Genomic DNA, 18,852 nt, shown 5'->3' with positions numbered 1-18,852 from the left:
CGCGCCTGCTGCCAACTGCCTATGTCGTGACAGCAGGGTTTTGCCGGCCTGCAGCTTTGTGTGGCAATCAAAAAGGATCTCGTAGTGATGCTCGCTCGCCCGTCCCGTCGCAATACCCGTGCCCGGATTCTCAAGCGTGAGGCCGCCGACCCGGCCTTGTGGCTGCTCAAGCCGCTGGCGCACGCGGTGGCGCTGTGTCTGGTGGCGGGCAGCGCGCAGGCGCAAACGGCGTTCAGTTCCAGCTGGTTTGCCGCCAAGGGCGCTGCGCAACAAGCGACGGCCGCTCGACCGGGTATGGGAGGGCTGCCAGGCATGACGCCGCCGCTGGCGCAGCAGCAAAAAGCCAATCAGCAATTGCAGCGTTCATTGCAGACACTCAACAACACCGTGGCGGCGATTGCCGCGCAACAGGCGGCTCAGGCGGCCGGGCGTGCAGTGGCGTTGGGCAGTGTGCAAAACGTGCCGGACGGGCTGGGCGAGGGTGGCTTGAAGGTCGACAACAGCCTCACCCAGGGTTGGCTGAACGCCAAGGGGCCGCAGCAGATTCAGGCTGACGGCAAGACCACGGTGAAGATCGAGCAGACCGCCGACAAGGCAATTCTCAACTGGGAAACCTTTAACGTCGGCCGCAACACCACGGTCGAATTCGCTCAGCAGTCCAACTGGGCGGTCCTCAACCGGGTCAATGATCCGAACGCGCGCGCCAGTCAGATCCAGGGCGAGATCAAGGGCGACGGCACGGTGATGCTGATCAACCGCAACGGCATCGTGTTCAGTGGCAGCAGCCAGGTCAACGTGCGCAATCTGGTGGCCGCCGCGGCCAACATCACCGATATCCAGTTCCGCGACCGGGGCCTGTACTTCGACAGCAACGCCACCCAGCCGACCTTCACTGACGCGGCCGGCAAGGTGCTGGTGGAGCGTGGCGCGAGTATCCAGACCCATTCACCCAAGGCGTCGACGGACGCGGGTGGTTACGTCTTGCTGTTGGGCAACGAGGTGCAGAACGATGGCAACATCAGCACCCCCAAAGGCCAGACGCTACTCGGTGCAGGCGACCGCTTTTATATCCGCAAGGGCTCAGGTACCGATGGCAACGCCGCGTCCACGACCTTCGGCAACGAAGTGACACCGGGCTTCAAGGCCGGCGCCGTGGCCGGCAAGGTCAGCAACAATGGCTTGATTCAGGCCGCCACTGGCGACATCACCCTGACCGGCCATGAAGTGCTGCAAAACGGTGTATTGCTGGCGAGCACCTCGGTGGCCACGCGCGGCACTGTGCACTTGCTCAACCCGGCGAGCGACAGCGCCGGCAGCGTCACGCTCGCTCAGGGTAGCGTCACCGCGATCATGCTCGACAGCAGCGACCTCACCGCGCTCGACAGTCAGCGTGACGCATCGCTACAGGCCGTCAGTGCCAACAACCGCATCCGTGGTGATCAGTCGCGCATCGACATCGGCAGTGGCGGCAGCGTCGAATTTCAGAACGGTTCGATCACCCTCGCCACCGGTGGCCAGGTCGCGGTAGCGGCGGGGCGCCGCAGCCTGGTGCGCGACGGCGCGTTAATCGACGTGGCCGGCGCTGTCGGGGTGAAAGTGGCGATGGAAGCCAACAACATCAAGATCAACGTGCAGGGCAACGAGCAACGCGATGCGCCGGTCAATCGCGAAGGCGGCGCACTCAACAGTAACGATATCTGGGTTGATGTCCGCGAACTGGTGTACGTGCCGGCCGGCACTAACGGCTATGCCACCGACCGTTGGTACACCGCTGGCGGTCTGCTCGAAGTCGGTGGTTATCTGGGCACCCAGGGCCACACTATCGGCGAATGGATGGCCCAGGGCGGCAGCGTGAATTTTTCCGGTAACGACGTGGTCACCGAGAAAGGTTCGCTGATCAATTTGTCGGGTGGCACCCTTGACGTGCAGAGTGGCGAGATCCGTCAGAGCTGGTTACGAGGGGCTGACGGACGTCTGTACGAAGTCTCGCGGGCGCCGGGGGATCTGCTCTATACCGGGTTGTATAAAGGTTATGAAGACAGCAGCGAGCGTTGGGGCCAGACGCAGGTTTTCTATAACCCGCTGATTGCACCGACGTCGCGCCAGGAGTCGGGCTACACCGTCGGCCGCGACGCTGGTCAATTGGTGATAGGCACCCGCAACGCGATGGTCGATGGGCAGATTCTCGGCGACGTGTACCAGGGCGACCGCCAGACCCAGGCCCCTCGCGCGGTGCTTGATGGCTATGAGCAGAGTCAGACCGCACGTGCTCGCCGGGCCCAGTTGATCGTCGGGCAATACGATCCGGCCTGGTCGGCGACTGCCGGTGGCCTGCAATACCAGCTCGATGCGCTATTGAATCAAGTGCAGATCGGCGCAACGCCGGCAGCGGCGCTCACCGCGCCCGGCCTGACGGATGCCGTGGCGCAGGAACGGGTCGGAAAATTGTTTCTCGACAGCGATCTGCTCAACGGCTTTCAACTCGGCGCGTTGAAGGTCGCCGCCGCGAAATCCATTGTCATCGATCAGGCACTCACCGTTGATTCTGGTGGCGACATCACCTTGTTCGGCCCGCAAGTGCAGGTCAATGCGAACCTGACGGCGCGCGGCGGCAGCCTGAATCTGGGTGATGTCTTGACGGGTAACCCCGGATTGACCACGCCAGCCGGGACGCCTGTCGGGGTCACGGTGGCCGAGGATGTGCAACTCGATGCGCGCGGTCTGTGGAGCAATCTGGGCACCGACCCGGACGACGTCAACAGTCTGGCCTACCTCAATGGCGGTGTGGTGTCGTTGCGCAGCACCGGCAAGGTCAGCCTGGGCAGCGGCAGTCTGCTCGACGTGTCGTCCGGCGCGGCGCTGTTGGCCAATGGCAAGACGCGCGGTGGCAAGGGTGGCGACGTGACCGTGGAGTCGACGCCGCTGACTGGCGCGACGTTGTCACAGGTGATCCTTGATGGCGACGTGCGTGGCTACGGTGTGACCGGGGGCGGCAGCCTGACGATTCAGTCCGGCAAGGTTGTGATCGGTGGATCCGGCGGGGCACTCGCCGACAACACGCTGCATCTGGCCCCGAGTCTGTTCAGCACAGGTTTTGCCAGTTACAGCGTCACCGGCCTGACCGGGCTGGAAGTCGCTGACGGCGCTCAGGTCGATGTGGTGATGCCGGTCTACCGTTTCGGCGATGCTGCGCCGCACCCATCCAGCGGCGTCGATCCGCGCACGGCCCTCGAATTGTGGACCCCGACGCTGTTCCAGGAGAACCCCGCCAAAGGTGTTCTGACCCAACGTGGCGGCGCCAGTCTGACGCTCCAGGCCGGTTCCAGTGATCTCGCGCTGATTGACCCGGCGAGCAGTCCGCTGACGATCGGCCACGGCGCACGTATCAGCGTCGACCCAGGGCAGCGCATCAATCTGCGCGGTGCCGGACAGATTACGGTCAACGGGCAATTGAACGCCTGGGGCGGCACCCTCGATATTCGTCAGCAACAGTTTGGCTCGCTGGACGTGGCGACCCGGCTGCAGAACGCCGACCCGCAAGCCCACAATCGTTCGATCTGGATTGGCGAAGACGCGGTGCTGGATGTTGCCGGTCGCGCTTATACCGCCGTGGATGCGTTGGGGCGGGTGTACGGCCAGGTCGGCAAGGGCGGCAGCATTATTCTCGGTGGCGAAATCGATTCGAAGAAACTCACCGCGACATCAGCCGACGCGTACGTGATCGTGCGCGACGGTGCGCGACTGGACGCCTCCGGCACGCACGCAGTCCTGGACATCGCCGGGCTCGGAATGACCGATGTCGCCAGCGATGGCGGGCGCATTGCCTTGAGTTCATACAACGGCGTGTTTCTCGACGGCCAGTTGAAGGCTGCTGCGGGCGGCATCGGTGCCTCGGGCGGGCGTCTGGAGATTGTCCAGGACGCGCCGCTCTACCAGATGAATCTGGCGAGCAACGAAGTGCGTGCGCCGCGGGAAATGATCATCAGCCAAGGCTCGGATGGATCGCTGCTGCCGGCGAATCTGCAGGCCGGCGAAGGCGCGGCGCAGTTGCGTTACGGTCAGACTCGCTTGAGTGCGGAGCGTTTGATGTCGGGTGGTTTCGATCACCTGAGCCTGTTGAGTAACGGCTTGCTCACCTTCGCCGGCGACGTCGATCTGCGCATGAATCAAAGCTTGAATCTGTACACCGGCTCGATCTCGCTGGCACAGGCCGCCAGCGATACGGCGCGGGTCAATCTCGCCGCGCCGAACATGCGTTTGTCAGGGCTGGGTTTTTACTTGTCGTCGGATATCAGCATGCGGCCACGGGTGCTGGCCACCCCGACCACACAGGTATCGAACGCTCGATTCACCGCCACCGCTGATTTGCTCGATCTGAGCAACACCTTGTCGTTCGGCGCCGAAGGCACGATTGCGCAGCTCGGTGCGCCGGCCCTTGCCGTCGTCCGTCGAGGTTTCGATCAGGTCACTCTCGACAGTCGTGGCGACATGCGGTTTCTCGCACCGAACGACAACGAACGCAGCTCGCGCTTGTGGACCGCCGGTGACCTCAACTTGCGCGCGGCGCAGATTTATCCCGCCACCGGGGTGTCGGCCGATGTCCGTGTCGGTTATCAGGGCCCGATCCCGATCGCCGAGCATGCCCGCACATTGCGCATCAGCGGCCATGGCGAAGCACCGCGGGCCTTGCCGTATTCCGCGTTTGGCAGCCTGTTGCTGGTGGCCGGGAATATCGAGCAGGGCGGCGTCATTCGCGCCCCGTTGGGGTTGATCCAGTTGGGAGAGAGCGCGCTGGGTAAAACCCGCGAGCTGCACCTCTTGCCAGGCAGTGTCACCTCGGTCAGCGGCGCGGGCCTGGTCATGCCCTATGGTGGCACCACCGACGGCATCGACTATCGCTACAACGGCAAATCCGTGGCGTTGCACGGGATCGCCGGAGCGCTGGACGGCGTGATCCTCACCGGGCAGTACGTCGATGTACAAGGCGACGCGTTGATTGATTTGTCGGGCGGCGGTGATCTGCGCGGCGCAGGTTTCGTTTCCGGGCGCGGCGGTTCCACCGACGCCCGCTTCAATCCGCTGGTGCGCAACGCTGCCGATGGCACGTTCAGCTTTCCGGGCCTTGGCAGTAACCCGGTGTACGCCATCGTCCCGGGCAACCAAAGTACTTTTGCTCCGGCCCTTGCCGAGGCGGGTGCGAGCGATCCGCGTCTTGGCCAGCAAATCACCATCGGCGCCGGTGTACCTGGCCTGGCCGCCGGAACCTACACGTTGCTGCCTTCAACTTTTGCCTTGCTGCCCGGCGCGTTCCGGGTCGAGGTCAATGGCCAGGCAACCCCGGGCATGACCACCGGTGCGCTGAAAATGCGCAATGGTTCCTGGTCCAGTGCCGGTGTGATGTCGATTGCCAACAGCGCTTTACGCGACAGTCTGCCGAGCCAGGTGATCCTGACCTCGGCCGACGTTCTGCGTCGCTATTCGCAGTACAACGAAACCAGCTTTACCCAGTTCATCCAGAGCGATGCAACCCGGCGGGGTGTGCCACGGGCGTTGGCGCCGATGGATGCGAAGTCGCTGATATTCAAACTGACCGCCGACGATCAATACAACATCGGCATGAATTTCCACGGCAAGGCCTTGTTTGCTCCCGGTGCAGGCGGCGTTGCCGGCACGGCTGCGGTGTCGGCCACGCAGTTGGAAGTGCTCGGTCAAGGACAGTCGCACACGGCAGGCTTTGGCGGCGTTTCGGTGTACGCCGACAGCCTCAATCGTCTCGGTGCCGGTCGCCTGAGCCTCGGCGCGACACCGACAGTTGAGTACGGCACAGCGGGTAACTTCATACGGTTTGACGGTAATGCGTCCGACATCGCTTTGCGTAATGGCGCGGTGTTGTCTGCGCCCGAGGTGCTGCTACGCACAACCACCACCAGCGGCGGCATTACCGTCGAAGCGGGGGCGGGGATCAACACTCTCGGCCTTGGCAAAGCACCTTACGATTCGAACGACGGTTTCATTTATCAACCGGGCGCCGCCAGCCTGCTGGTCGTGTCCAACGGCTGGACCAATGTCCTCGCGCCGACGGCCGGGAACAGTATTGAAGGGGCCGGCAGTATCCGCATCGGCACTTGCCCAGTGCAGCCGTGCAGCCAGCCGTCGCTGCTGTATTCCAATGGCAGTATCAGCGCCGCCACCGATAACCGCTTCGAACTCAACGAGGCCGTTCGTTTCGGAACCCGTCACCTCGCGCTGGCGGTCGGTGCGGTCAACGCCGGCAGCTCGGATGCGTTCGCGAAAGCGGGCCGGGTGCCCAGCGGTCTGACCCTGAACCAGAACGTGCTGGATCGTCTGCTGCGCGGCGACACGCAATTCGGTGCGCCTGCTCTGGAAACGCTGAGCCTGACCGCGCGTGACGCGTTCAATTTCTACGGTAACGTCAGCCTCGATACGCTCGATCCACAGACCGGGGTCAGTCGCTTGCAGAATCTGGTCCTTGCCACCCCCGCCATTTACGGCATGGGCCAGGCCAGCGATGTGGCCACCCTTCGCACAGCCAACCTGATCTGGAACGGCGCGACTCAGGCGCCGGGTGCGGTGGCCAGCAACGGTGCGGGAACCGGGAGCGGCACGCTGGATATCCAGGCGCGACGTATCGAACTCGGCTACGGCCCGAACCCGCAGCCCAACGGCCTGGATCAGAACAATCGTCTGGCGCTGGGCTTTGCCAACGTCAATCTGACTGCCAGCGAGCGCATCACGGCCAATCACAAGGGTAGCCTCGCTGTGTACCAGACGCAGGGCGCTTACGATCCGCTGACCGGTTATGCCTACAGCGGCGGCAACCTCAGTCTGGTCACGCCGTTGCTTACGGGGGAGGCGGCCTCGGTCAACCTGCTCAAGGCCGGCGACAATCTGACCGTGCGGGGCGTGGCCAACGCAGCGGTGGCTGATGCTCTGGGAGCCGAGTTGACTCTGCAAGGGCGCAATGTGCTGCTCGACGGTCGCATTGCGCTGGCCAGCGGCAAGCTGGTGGTCAGGTCCGAGAACGATCTGACCCTGACCGGTGCTGCGCAACTGGACATGGCCGGACGCGCGCTGCCGTTCAACGACATCACAAAGTACAGCTGGGGCGGCGACGTTGCGCTGTACAGCGATCGCGGCAATATCCGCCAGGCCAGTGGGTCGCGTATCGACCTCTCGGCGCAGAACAATCAGGCTGGTCATCTCAGTGCCGTCGCACTGGCAGCGGACGCGGGAACGGTCGATCTGCAGGGTGAGATCCTTGGCGCCAGCAGTGGTTACTACGATGCCGGTGGCACGCTCGTGCCGTACAAGGCCGGCGGCGTGGACATCCGTGCGCAGCATTTGGGCGCCGATCTGAACGAAGCGTTTACCGCGCTGAACCAGCGTCTGAATCGCGGTCAGGTGTTCGGCAGCCGCAGCTTCCAGCTCAAGCAGGGCGATCTGCTGATTGGCGACGGGCTCAAGGCCGGCGAGGTCAGCGTCTCGGTGGACAACGGCAGTCTGCGCGTGAACGGTCTGATCGACGCCAGTGGCGAACGGGTCGGCAGCATTCGTCTTTCCGCCAATAACGGTTTGACCCTGACCGGCAATGCCGTGCTCGACGCCCACGGTCGTGTGCTACGGGTCGACAGCTACGGCAAGATCATTGATGCGCCCAACCGCGCCATGGTCGAACTCGATTCCGGGGATGGCCTGCTAACGCTGGCCGCTGGCGCACGAATCGATTTGCGCCATGGCACCGACGCTCCGTTGGGCAGCGCGGCCGGTCAGAACGATGGTTTGCCGCGCGGTACGCTGGAGCTTAATGCACCGCGTATTGGCGCAGGTGACATTGCCATCGATGCCAGTGGCGGGCTGAATATTCAGGGCGCGCGCTCCATTGGCCTGAATGCCATGCGGCGCTATACCGATGCTGCCGACGGCACCGATGCGGCAGTCAGCGGACGCCCGTATCAGGTGATCGATCAGGCTTATCTGGACCGTATCCATGCCGACAGCACTGCGTTCATCGATGCTGCGCTGGGCAACAGCCAATTGCTTGAGGGCAAACTCGCCGGGCTGAACAACGCCGCCTACGCCGACGCTTTCCATGTGCGTCCTGGCGTAGAGATCGCCAGCAACAGCGCCGATGGCGATCTGGTGGTGCAGGGCGATCTGGATTTGTCCGGTTACCGCTATGCCAGCCTCAATCCACACACGCCAAAAACTTCCGTTTATGGCTCGGGAGAATCCGGCAGTCTGCTCATCCGCGCGGGTGGCAATCTCGATATCTACGGCAGCATCAACGACGGCTTCGCACCGCCACCGGAAACCGCTGACGACGCCGGGTGGAAACTGGTGCCGGGTATCCAGCCCTTTGGTGGCGACTTGATCGTTCCCGGCGCTGGGGTGACGTTGGCAGCAGGCACTTTGTTTCCGGTCGGCACGACCCTTAATTACGACTTGCCGATACAGGGCGCGACGCTGGCCAGCGGCACGCTGCTGCCAACCCAGGGCATTCTCGCCGGACCTTACACCATGACCGCCGGCACGGTGTTGGCGGGGGCGGTGCATGACGCCGCTGGCAACCTGCTATACGCCGCCGGCACCGTGCTCAATGACAACGTGACCCTGCCGGCCGGCAGCCGTCTCGGGGCCGGAACCCGCTTGAACGCCGCCACAGACATGCAGGCGATGCTGTGGCCCAAGGGCGTGCCGTTGCCGGGCACGTTTGCCGATAACCAGATCGTCGGGGTGAAATTAAGCGCCGAATTGGCGTTGTTGCGCGGCTCGCTGATTCCGTCGATGACCAACGTAGTGCTGGCTGACGGCACGGCCTACATCGATTTGCGTCCGTTGAACGGCACGCAACAGGGACGCAACTGGGCCCTGGCGAGCATGCTGCCGTCGGGCAGCACATCGTGGTCAATGCGCGTGGTCGCCGGGGCAGACCTCGACGCTGCCGACACTCGTATCGTCAAACCGCTGACCAGCGAAGGTCATTTGCGTCTGGCGGATACGCATTACGGCATGCTCGTCACCACGAAAGTTCTCGACACCACCTGGGCGGTGGACAACCCGTTGGGGTTCCCGGCCGGGGAGGTGGTCAAGGAAGATGAAATGTTCTGGTGCGATTACATTCCTGGTGTCTGTGTCGCGCCCGCCAAGTTCCTCTGGGCGGATGGCAACATGTTGGGCATGCCGACCGGCACCCCGGTTTCCGAGGGTGATTTGTTCTGGTGCGATATCGACCCCAATTCGTGCCTGCCCAACGTCGGCGGCACCACGGTGGCGACGCATACGCAGATGTTCAGCGTGCTGCGCACCGGCACTGGTGATCTGGACGTATTGGCGGCGGGCAACCTGAGCATGGAATCGCCTTACGGCGTCTACACCGCCGGTACACAGTCCAGTGATATCGACGCGCGTTTCAACCAGACACGCGGGCGCCTGTCAGACGACGGTTCGGTGCTCGGCAGCGCTGGCAGCGTCAACGAGAAATGGGTCGATGGCGGCAGTGAAAGTCTGTACCAGGCGTGGTATCCGCAGTTGGGCGGCAACCTCATGATCGGCGCCGGTGGCTCGGTTTCCGGGGATGTCCTGGGACGGCGTAGCGTCGGTACGCAGGTGGACACGCGCGAACAGGTTCCGAGTGTCGCTGTGGGCAACTGGCTGTGGCGTCAAGGCACGGGGAACGATGAAATACCGACCTCCTGGTGGATCAATTTCGGCAGCTACGCGAGTCAACCGTTGACGGATTCAAGCCGCAGTACGGCGCCATATCTGGTGGGCTTCACCGGATTCGGCACGCTGGGCGGCGGTAACATCAGCCTGCATGCCGGCGCAGACGGCGGCATGCTCGAGCCGGTCGGTGATGGCCGCATCAATCTGTACCCGCGTGGTCAAGGCCTGATCGTGGCCGTGGGCAGCACCGGCCGGGTGGGGCGCGACGGCAGCCTGCAATTGACCGGGGGCGGCGATATCGATTTACGCTTGGGAGGTTCGCTCAATCCGTCGCTGCAAGCTCGTGCGCGGGAAACCGGAACGGAGATGCCGCGCCACGATTTGCAAGGTGCCGTCATCAACCTGCGCGGCGCCGCGCAAATCAGCGCCAGCGCCGTGGGGGGCGTGAATCTGCACTACGGCGCGTTTGCGCAGGATCAGGACTCACGCGAAGTCCGCGCCTTCGACCCCTTCAAGTCGACGTTGAGCAGTGCCAGCGGCGGTCTGGTGCTGATTCCGGGCGATTCGGCGATGCGTTTGAGCACACGTGGCGACCTCGTATTGGGGGGCGCGGCAGACCCGGGACGTGTGCGCTTGCAGAACTCCACGGCTTCTACCGATGCCAGCGGAGTGGCCCATGCGGGAGGCGGCTTGAGCAGTTTCTCGCTGTGGACCGATCACACTGCAATCGACCTGTTTGCGGCGGGGGGTAACCTCACGCCGAGTACACAAGTCGCCGAAGTCGACAATCTGTTGTCCTCCACCTACAACACATCGCCCACCGATGGTCGCTTTGTCTACCCATCTGTGCTGCGGGCCGTGGCGGCCCAAGGCTCGATTTACGCGGGGGCCTCGGCCGCTTATGGCACCGGCAATCTGCCGCCGGCGGTGGGCTACTCCTTGTTGTTGGCGCCGTCTTCGGCAGGACAGCTGGAACTGCTGGCCGGGGATTCCATTTACGCCGGCGGATATGCGATCACTCAGTCGGGTGCAAGCCCTGCGGCGATTTCCTCAGCGTTTGCGCCGTCCTTCAATGGGTTTGCCAGCGACATCGCCAGCAAGCCGGTCATGACCAATAACAGTGTCGATGGCGTGGCGGCGCAACGCAATTCGCGTTACCCGTTGTTCGCTTTTGGTGCCAATAGCTATTCCGGTTTGAGTGGCGTGCGAGGCCCTGCGCGGTTTTATGCGTTGTCCGGCGATCTGGTCGGAGTCCGCAGTGGCGAAACCCTGACATTCCTGCAGGCTGGCATACCGCAGCGTACCTGGTACGAAGCGGCCGGCCCGGTGTGGATGCTCGCCGGTCGGGACATCGTCGCTTCCGGCACTAATCTGGGCCAGCCCACCGTCGCACCGAATGAGGTGAGCTACAGCAACGAAGAAATTCAGTCCACGGGTAACCTGTTCATGCACAACCGGCCAAACGATGTATCGCGGGTTTCGGCTGGGCGCGACATTCTGTACAGCAGCTTCGACATTGCCGGCCCGGGTGTTCTGGACGTCAGCGCCGGGCGTCACCTGCTGATGGAAGACCGCAGCAGCATCACCAGTATCGGGCCTGTGGTGGCGGGGGATCATCGTCCAGGGGCGAGTATCGTGATGCAGGCGGGCGTGGGCGCGCAGGGGCCGGATTACTCGCGCTTCATTGCCCGTTACCTGAACCCGCAGAACGTGGCCGACTCGACGCTGGCCCTCAGCGCGCAACCGGGCAAAGTGATCAAGACCTACGTCGATGAATTGCAGAACTGGCTGACCCTCGGTTACGGCTTCAGTGGCGACCAGGAACAGGCGAAAGCCTTCTACGCTACGCTGTCGAGCGCCGAGCAAGCGATCTTCGCTCGCCAGGTGTATTTCGCCGAACTGCGCGCCGGCGGCCTGGAATACACCGATGCCGATGGCCCGCGTACCGGCAGTTACCTGCGCGGTCGCAATGCCATTGCAGCGCTGTTTCCGACCACCGATGTCGCCGGCAATCCGATTCGCTACGACGGCGATATCACGATGTACGGCGGTGCCGGGGTCAAGACGCTGTTTGGCGGCGACATTCAGATGCTCACGCCGGGCGGCGGTCAAGTGTTCGGCATCGAAGGCGCGGCGCCGCCGTCCACGGCGGGGATCATCACTCAAGGCTCTGGCGACATTCAGCTGTACTCGCTGGGCAGCATTCTGCTCGGCCAGAGCCGGATCATGACCACCTTCGGCGGCTCGATTCTCGGCTGGTCCGCCGAGGGCGATATCAACGCTGGTCGCGGCTCGAAAACCACCGTGGTCTACACACCGCCGAAGCGTGTGTACGACACCTGGGGCAACGTCACGCTGTCGCCGTCGGTACCGAGTACCGGGGCCGGTATCGCCACGCTCAACCCGATCGCCGAAGTAGCGCCGGGCAACATCGACCTGATCGCGCCACTGGGCACCATCGATGCCGGTGAAGCGGGGATACGCGTCTCCGGCAACGTCAACATCGCCGCGCTGACGGTGGTCAATGCCGCGAACATTTCCGTGCAGGGCAAGGCGACCGGCGTGCCCGTGGTGTCGGCGGTCAACACCGGCGCAATCACCTCGGCGAGTTCGGCGGCTACCTCGGCCACCCAAGCGGCGGAAGACGTCGCTCGTCAGCAACAGGCAGCGGCGCGGCAGAACCAGGCCTCGGTGTTCACCGTGCAGGTGCTCAGCTTCGGCAACGAGCAACTGGCACCGTCGCGTGATGGTGCCAGTCGCGCCCCGGCGACGGGTTATAACCCGGACAGCCCGGTGCAGGTACTCGGCGCCGGGGCGCTGGATGAACAGGCGAAACAGCAGCTGACCGAGGAGGAGCGTGGTCAGTTGACGTTGTAAAAGGACTCTCGTGCAGTACGTTTGGGCGGCCGGTTGGCCGCCTTTTTTTATGAGTGGTTATGGATATTTTTTACGGGCGTGCAACACGGTCAGAATATTGATCTGGGCTGTCACCCGATAGACCAGTAAATAATTCGAGTTGATGACCATTTCGCGAGTGCCCGGTATTCGGCCGGAGCGGAAACCATGCGGTATCCAGGAAAGCCTTCGCGCTGCCGCGCTGAGCTTTTGGTGCAGTGCAACTGAAGCGACAGTGTTGCGTTGTTCAACGCTTTCGATGATGTCAGCCAGATCTCCAAGAGTCGGTTTACTCCAGCTAACCGGCAGCGCGTCGATTCTTGCGTCTCTCTTCCAGCATCTGACCTAGCAGCACCATTGCCTCATCGTGGGGAATGGGCGGGCGTGGATCATCAAGTGCGGCTTGTACCTTGGCGCGATACCAAAGGTCGTAATCCGCAGCCTCTTCTTCAGTTTCGAAGTCTGAAACGATAAGTGAAAGTTCAGCGCTCATAATGACCTCCATGATCAATGTGAAGCCGTCTAAGGGGGAGTTGGCCCGTTGTCGTCACTGGCGGGACGAGGGAGACATCATCTCGAACCAGACGATGCAAATCTGTCAGACGCTTCGCTTGTGATGCACGTGAAGTCGATCAGGGGTGTAGTTCGATTCTGTAGGAAATCAGCTTTTGGTCATCGGGCTGACAGCCGCCGCTCAAAGCAGCGGCCACAGCCACGCCCCACTCAGTTGCCGTCCGCGACCTTGCGCTCGATCTCATCGACTTTGCGCTGCAGCTCTTCCGCTTCCTGCTCTTTGACCCGAGTGGAGGAGGGCGTGATGACCTTGTCCACGCCTTCGGTTTTGCCGTCGCGGTCCTGCAGGTCGCGTTCGACCACGTTCACCGGTTTGCCGCTGGCATCGGTGGGCGGGGCGTTGGGGGTTTTGTCGTCGTTGGGGTTCATGGCGCTGGGCTCCTGTGGGTGTTCACATTGGAGACAGCGCGGCGGCAGACGTTCGAATTTTTTCAGCGCCAAGGCCCTCTCCCGCAAGAGAGGGCACAGCGGCGATTTTCAGTCCTTGAGAATGTCGCGGTCCTTGGTTTCCGGCAGGAAGAAGGTGCCGAGTATCGCCGTCGCCACTGCAATGACGATCGGGTACCACAGCCCGTAGTAGATATCGCCAGTGGCCGCGACCATGGCGAAGGCCACGGTGGGCAGGAAACCCCCGAACCAGCCATTGCCGATGTGGTAGGGCAGCGACATCGAGGTGTAGCGGATGCGCGTCGGGAACAGTTCGACCAGCCACGCGGCGATCGGGCCATACACCATGGTCACGTAGATCACCAGGACGGTCAGCAGGAGCAGCATCATCGGGTAGTTGATTTTCGCCGGGTCGGCTTTTTCCGGGTAACCGGCGTCTTTCAGCGCCGTGGCGAGGTTGGCGGTGAAGGCGTCGTTGCGGGTCTTGAAGTCGGCGGCGGGGAGGGCGCTGCCTTCGAAGCTCTCGACGACGCGATCACCGATGCGCACCTGCGCGACCGTGTTCGGTTCGGCGGCGACGTTTTCGTACGGGATCGCGCGTTTCGCCAACAGGGTTTTCGCCAGGTCGCAGGAGCTGGTGAATTTGGCCTTGCCCACCGGATCGAACTGGAATGAGCACTGATCAGGATTGGCGATCACCTTGACCGGATTTTTTTCCTGGGCGACGAACACGTCGGGGTTGCCGTACTGGGTCAGCGCATGAAAGATCGGAAAGTAGGTCAGTGCCGCCAGTAGGCATCCGGCCATGATGATCGGCTTGCGCCCGATGCGATCGGACAGGCTGCCAAAGATCACGAAGAACGGCGTGCCGATCAGCAGTGAACCGGCAATCAGCAGGTTGGCGGTCTGCGCGTCGATCTTCAGGGTTTGCAGCAAGAAGAACAGCGCATAGAACTGCCCGGTGTACCAGACCACCGCTTGCCCGGCGGTACCGCCAAGCAGCGACATGATCACCACTTTGAGGTTGTCCCAGCGCGCAAAGGATTCAGTCAGCGGCGCTTTCGAGGCCTTGCCTTCGTCCTTCATTTTCTGGAACACCGGCGACTCGCTCAGTTGCAGGCGGATGTACACCGACACGGCCAGCAGGATGATCGACAGCAGAAACGGAATCCGCCAGCCCCACGCCTCGAACGCTTCGGTGCCCAGCGCCGTGCGGCAGGCAAGGATCACCAGCAGCGACATGAACAGACCGAGGGTGGCGGTGGTTTGAATCCACGAGGTGAAAAAGCCACGGCGGTTGCGTGGGGCGTGTTCGGCCACGTAGGTCGCCGCGCCGCCATATTCACCGCCCAGTGCCAGGCCTTGCAGCAGGCGCAGGGTGATCAGAATCACCGGGGCAGCGACGCCGATGGTGGCGTAGCCGGGCAGCAAACCGACGATTGCCGTCGACACGCCCATGATCACGATGGTGATCAGAAAGGTGTGCTTGCGCCCGATCATGTCACCCAAACGCCCGAAGACGATGGCGCCGAACGGCCGCACCGCGAACCCGGCGGCAAACGCCAGCAGGGCAAAGATGAACGCGGTGGTTTCGTTGACGCCGGCGAAGAAGTGCTTGGCGATGATCGCTGCCAGTGAGCCGTAGAGGTAAAAGTCGTACCACTCGAAAACCGTGCCCAGCGAGGACGCGAAGATGACCTTGCGCTCCTCCCTGGTGATGCCGCCGCTGCGGGGCGGTGTGCCGGTGGATGCTGTGTCGATTGTGGCCATGGGTGTTCTCCGTCGTGCTTATTGTTGTAGGCCGGAGTCCCCCGTTACTGCCTGTCGCACTCTGGCCCGTTGGCATCTGCCGCCGTTGCTCTAGCGTGAAGCTTGCACAGTCTGACCGCCTCGCAGGGCTGCAAGGTTTCCTGAAGCATAATCAGCTTTTGGCGAATATCCACTGGGCCTACGCTTTGACCCAACGCTGGCGGCTCCAGGCACTCAGCCAGTCGACCAGAAACACCAGCAACAGCATCGCCAGAATCACCGTGCTGGCTTGGGCTTCCTGGAACAGGCTCAGGCTGACATAGAGCATCTGGCCAAGGCCGCCAGCGCCGACAAAGCCCAGCACGCTGGCCATGCGGATGTTGTTTTCCCAGCGATACAGGCAGTAGGCGAGCAGTTGCGGAGCGAGGTTGGGCAGGGTGCCGTAGCAGAACGCCAGAATCGGGTTGCCGCCCTGCAAGCGAATCGCCTCGGCCGGTTGTGGCGGAGTGTTTTCCAGCGCTTCGGCGAATAGCCGGCCGAGTACGCCGGTGGTGTGCAAGGCGAGGGCGAGAGTGCCGGCGTTCGGTCCAAGACCGGCGGCAAGCACCATCAGCGCCGCCCAGACCAGCTCTGGAATCGCGCGCAAACCGTTGAGCAGCAGGCGCGCTGCGCTTTGCAGCGGCCAGCCGAAACGCCCGGCGGCGGGCAGCGCCAGGACGATGCCGAACAATGCCGCAAGCAAGGTGCCCAACGCGGACATGGCCAGGGTTTCCAGCGAACCGTGGGCGATGGCTTTCAGGTAACCGACACTTAAGTCGGGGCTGAGAAAGCGCTGCACATAACTGCCCATCTGCTTGAGGCTGTTGGCACTGCCCAGCTCGGCGAGGTCCAGTTCCAGATAAGCGAAGGAAGCGACCACCGCGACCGCAATGGCGGCGAGCAACAGCAGATTGACCAGGCGCCTCATGTCAGCCTCCAGCGCAGCAAGCGGCTGAGTTGATCGGCGCACAGCACCAATAGCAAGAACGTCAGCAACATGCTGGCGACTTCACCGCCGGCAAACATGCGAATCGACAAGTCGATCTGCTGCCCCAATCCACCGGCACCGACAAAGCCCATCACCACTGACGCACGGATCGCGCACTCCCAGCGATACACCGTGTACGAGAGCAATTCGGCAGCGACATTCGGCAGCGTGCCGTAAGCAAACGCCGCCAAACGACCGCTGCCGGCCTGCAACAACGCGTGCGCCGGGCGCTGGTCGGTGGATTCGAAAATCTCGGCGTAAACCTTGCCGAGCATGCCGCTGTAGGTGATGGCGATGGCCAGCACGCCCGCCGCCGGGCCAAGGCCGACGGCACGGACGAACAACAGCGCCCAGACAATTTCCGGCACGCTGCGCAGAAAAATCAGCAAGCCGCGAACCGGCCAGCGCAACAACCGCCCCGGCAGGCTCGGCACGCCACCTCGTGACGCCGCCGAGAGTGACAGCGCGCGGCTGGCGATCAGGCTCGCCGGCACCGCGAGCAGCAGGGCCAGGGCCATGCCGGCCGTGGCAATCGCCAGGGTTTGCAGGGTCGCTTTGAAAAGTAATTGCAGGAACGCTTGATCGTGCGCCGGTGGCCAGAACGCCGAAACGAAACGGCCCATTTCGTTCTGGCTATCAGCCTGAAACAACACGCCCAGATCCAGCTCACTGAGCTGAATGCCCGGCCACAGCAGCGCCAGCGCCAGCAGCGTCAGCAACAATCGCGGCCATGCCGCCGGGTCCCGTGAGTCAGCTTTCAGCATCGCGGAATCTGCACAATCAAAGGCGCGATCGCCGGTGCTGGCGATTGCAGTTGTTCATTGGCGTACAGCGCATCGAGCTTGTCGCGGCTGACTTCAGCAGAAGGGCAATCGAACAGAATCTGCCCGTCGCGCAAGCCGATGATCCGCGGAAAGTGCGCCAACGCCAGATCCACCGCGTGCAGGCTCGCCACCAGCGTGACGTTGTGCTCACGAGCATGGCGCGAGAGGATCGACAACGTGTGGCCGGCGAGCACCGGGTCCATCGCCGAGACCGGTTCGTCGGCGAGCAATATTTCCGGCGCCTGATACAGCACCCGCGCAATGCCGACGCGCTGCAACTGCCCGCCGGACAACTGCTGGCAATGGGCGAACAATTTATCGCCCAGATCCAGCCGCGCCAATGCCGCGCGGGCGCCTGCCACGTCCAGCGGATGCAGCAGGTTGAGCAGACTTTTACCGAGACTCCACTGGCCAAGTTTGCCGGCCAGCACCGCAGTGATCACGCGCTGACGTGGCGGAATCGGCGGCGCCTGATGCACCAGGCCGATGCGCGCGCGCAGACGCTGACGCTGGCGCGCCGACAAGTGCCAGGCGCGTTCGCTGAGCACTTGGATGTCGCCACTGCTGGGCTTGAGCGCAGTCGCCAGCAGATTGAGCAGGCTCGATTTGCCGGCGCCGGACGGGCCGATGATCGCGACCTGTTCGCCGGCATCAATCTGCACGTCGATGTTGCGAAGGGCATCGACGCCATTGGCATGGCGCAGGCTGCCCTGGGTGAGGCGTAGGGTCATTTCAGCAGTTCGGCGGCGCGGGCGGCTTCCTCGATGCCCTTGTAGTTCTCGGGCTTGGTCTCGATGAAACGACTGGCGGCCTGCAAATCAAGAATCTTCTTCTGCTCTGGATTGGCCGGGTCGAGGTCGAGGAAGGCTTGCTTGATCTTCGCGGCCAGCTTCGGATCAAGGGTGCCGCGCACGGTCCAGTTGTAATCGAAGTAGGTCGGGGTGGTGGCGAAGACTTTGACTTTGCTGGTGTCGACCTTGCCGGCGTCGACCAGTTTCTGCCAGACGCTGGCGTTCAACACACCGGCATCGACCTTGCCGGCCTGCACCCAGGCAACGGTGGCGTCATGGGCGCCGGAGTAGGCGACGCGGCTGAAATAGGCCTCAGGTTTGATGCCGTCGTTCTTCAACATGAAGTAACGCGGCATCAGGCTGCCCGAGGTGGACGACACCGAACCGAAGGCGAAGGTCTTGCCCTTGAGGTCGGCGAGGCTTTTCACGTTCGGGTCGGCGGTGATGAATTTGCTGGTGAACTGCGCATCCTGTTCGCGCTGCACCAGTGGGATCACAGGGGTGGTGGCGTCAGTCTTCAAACGTGCCTGTACAAAGGTGAAACCGCCGAGCCAGGCCATGTCGAGGCGGTCGGTGGCCAGGGCTTCAACCACCGCCGGGTAATCGGCGACCGGGACGAACTGCACCTTCATGCCCAGTTGCTGCTCAAGATAGGCGCCCAGCGGTTCGAATTTGCGCAGCAGCTCGGTCGGGGCTTCGTCGGGAATCGCGCTGACGCGCAGGACATCAGCGGCTTGCGTCATCAGGGCAGAAAAGGACAGGGCCAGGCCGGCAGTGAGGGCGAGGGTACGCTTGAACATAGAATTCTCCGTTTCGTAAGCGTCAACATTCGAAGGGCTGCCACTACAGAGCGGCGCGCCACGTCAGGGTAGACGAAACGGCGAGGTTATACGCATTCGCGAGGAGATTGGCCAGCCTCCGT

At 63.0% G+C, this 18,852-nt stretch carries 9 protein-coding genes; 1 reads left to right on the top strand and 8 read right to left on the bottom strand.

What is annotated here, in order from left to right:
* The first annotated feature begins 87 nt into the window (after window positions 1–87).
* Window positions 88–12,561: a filamentous haemagglutinin family protein gene (locus AC0Z4S_RS17325; protein ID WP_485623887.1), complete on the top strand. Its 12,474-nt coding sequence runs from the start codon at window positions 88–90 to the stop codon at window positions 12,559–12,561.
* Between the two features lie 57 nt (window positions 12,562–12,618).
* On the opposite strand, the gene AC0Z4S_RS17320 is transcribed toward AC0Z4S_RS17325, so the two are convergent.
* The 8 genes from AC0Z4S_RS17320 to AC0Z4S_RS17285 form a co-directional block, all read right to left on the bottom strand.
* Window positions 12,619–12,840 (bottom strand): type II toxin-antitoxin system RelE/ParE family toxin, encoded by a 222-nt coding sequence (locus AC0Z4S_RS17320; RefSeq protein WP_485623987.1) that lies wholly within the window; start codon window positions 12,838–12,840, stop codon window positions 12,619–12,621.
* Window positions 12,841–12,877: 37 nt separating this feature from the next.
* Window positions 12,878–13,072 carry a type II toxin-antitoxin system RelB family antitoxin gene (gene relB / locus AC0Z4S_RS17315; protein ID WP_056789559.1) on the bottom strand — a complete coding sequence of 65 codons (195 nt, stop codon included), beginning with the start codon at window positions 13,070–13,072 and terminating at the stop codon, window positions 12,878–12,880.
* 230 nt (window positions 13,073–13,302) lie between these two features.
* Window positions 13,303–13,521: a hypothetical protein gene (locus AC0Z4S_RS17310; RefSeq protein ID WP_042606898.1), complete on the bottom strand. Its 219-nt coding sequence runs from the start codon at window positions 13,519–13,521 to the stop codon at window positions 13,303–13,305.
* A 108-nt stretch (window positions 13,522–13,629) separates the two neighbouring features.
* Window positions 13,630–15,309, bottom strand: coding sequence for an MFS transporter (locus tag AC0Z4S_RS17305; protein WP_485623886.1), 1,680 nt, complete (start codon window positions 15,307–15,309; stop codon window positions 13,630–13,632).
* 178 nt (window positions 15,310–15,487) lie between these two features.
* A complete protein-coding gene (gene phnE / locus AC0Z4S_RS17300; protein WP_485623885.1) occupies window positions 15,488–16,255 on the bottom strand; it encodes a phosphonate ABC transporter, permease protein PhnE in 768 nt (255 codons plus the stop codon).
* Window positions 16,252–17,079, bottom strand: coding sequence for a PhnE/PtxC family ABC transporter permease (locus tag AC0Z4S_RS17295; protein WP_042606825.1), 828 nt, complete (start codon window positions 17,077–17,079; stop codon window positions 16,252–16,254). The genes phnE and AC0Z4S_RS17295 overlap by 4 nt, the downstream gene beginning before the upstream one ends.
* On the bottom strand, window positions 17,073–17,870 hold the full coding sequence (locus tag AC0Z4S_RS17290; protein WP_485623884.1) for a phosphonate ABC transporter ATP-binding protein: 798 nt from the start codon (window positions 17,868–17,870) through the stop codon (window positions 17,073–17,075). Before AC0Z4S_RS17290 ends, AC0Z4S_RS17295 begins: the two co-directional genes overlap by 7 nt.
* Window positions 17,867–18,730: a putative selenate ABC transporter substrate-binding protein gene (locus tag AC0Z4S_RS17285; RefSeq protein WP_485623883.1), complete on the bottom strand. Its 864-nt coding sequence runs from the start codon at window positions 18,728–18,730 to the stop codon at window positions 17,867–17,869. The genes AC0Z4S_RS17290 and AC0Z4S_RS17285 overlap by 4 nt, the downstream gene beginning before the upstream one ends.
* Window positions 18,731–18,852: the final 122 nt, after the last annotated feature.

Source organism: Pseudomonas sp. 1L-B-1-E-C1 (genome assembly GCF_057291835.1).
This window is presented reverse-complemented; position numbering and strand designations above follow the sequence as displayed.

Excerpts from the sequence above, each read along its gene's own strand:
- AC0Z4S_RS17325 (WP_485623887.1), top strand. The coding sequence starts at position 88 with ATGCTCGCTCGCCCGTCCCGTCGCAATACCCGTGCCCGGATTCTCAAG.
- relB (WP_056789559.1), bottom strand. The coding sequence starts at position 13,072 with ATGAGCGCTGAACTTTCACTTATCGTTTCAGACTTCGAAACTGAAGAA.
- AC0Z4S_RS17310 (WP_042606898.1), bottom strand. The coding sequence starts at position 13,521 with ATGAACCCCAACGACGACAAAACCCCCAACGCCCCGCCCACCGATGCC.
- AC0Z4S_RS17305 (WP_485623886.1), bottom strand. The coding sequence starts at position 15,309 with ATGGCCACAATCGACACAGCATCCACCGGCACACCGCCCCGCAGCGGC.
- phnE (WP_485623885.1), bottom strand. The coding sequence starts at position 16,255 with ATGAGGCGCCTGGTCAATCTGCTGTTGCTCGCCGCCATTGCGGTCGCG.
- AC0Z4S_RS17295 (WP_042606825.1), bottom strand. The coding sequence starts at position 17,079 with ATGCTGAAAGCTGACTCACGGGACCCGGCGGCATGGCCGCGATTGTTG.
- AC0Z4S_RS17290 (WP_485623884.1), bottom strand. The coding sequence starts at position 17,870 with ATGACCCTACGCCTCACCCAGGGCAGCCTGCGCCATGCCAATGGCGTC.
- AC0Z4S_RS17285 (WP_485623883.1), bottom strand. The coding sequence starts at position 18,730 with ATGTTCAAGCGTACCCTCGCCCTCACTGCCGGCCTGGCCCTGTCCTTT.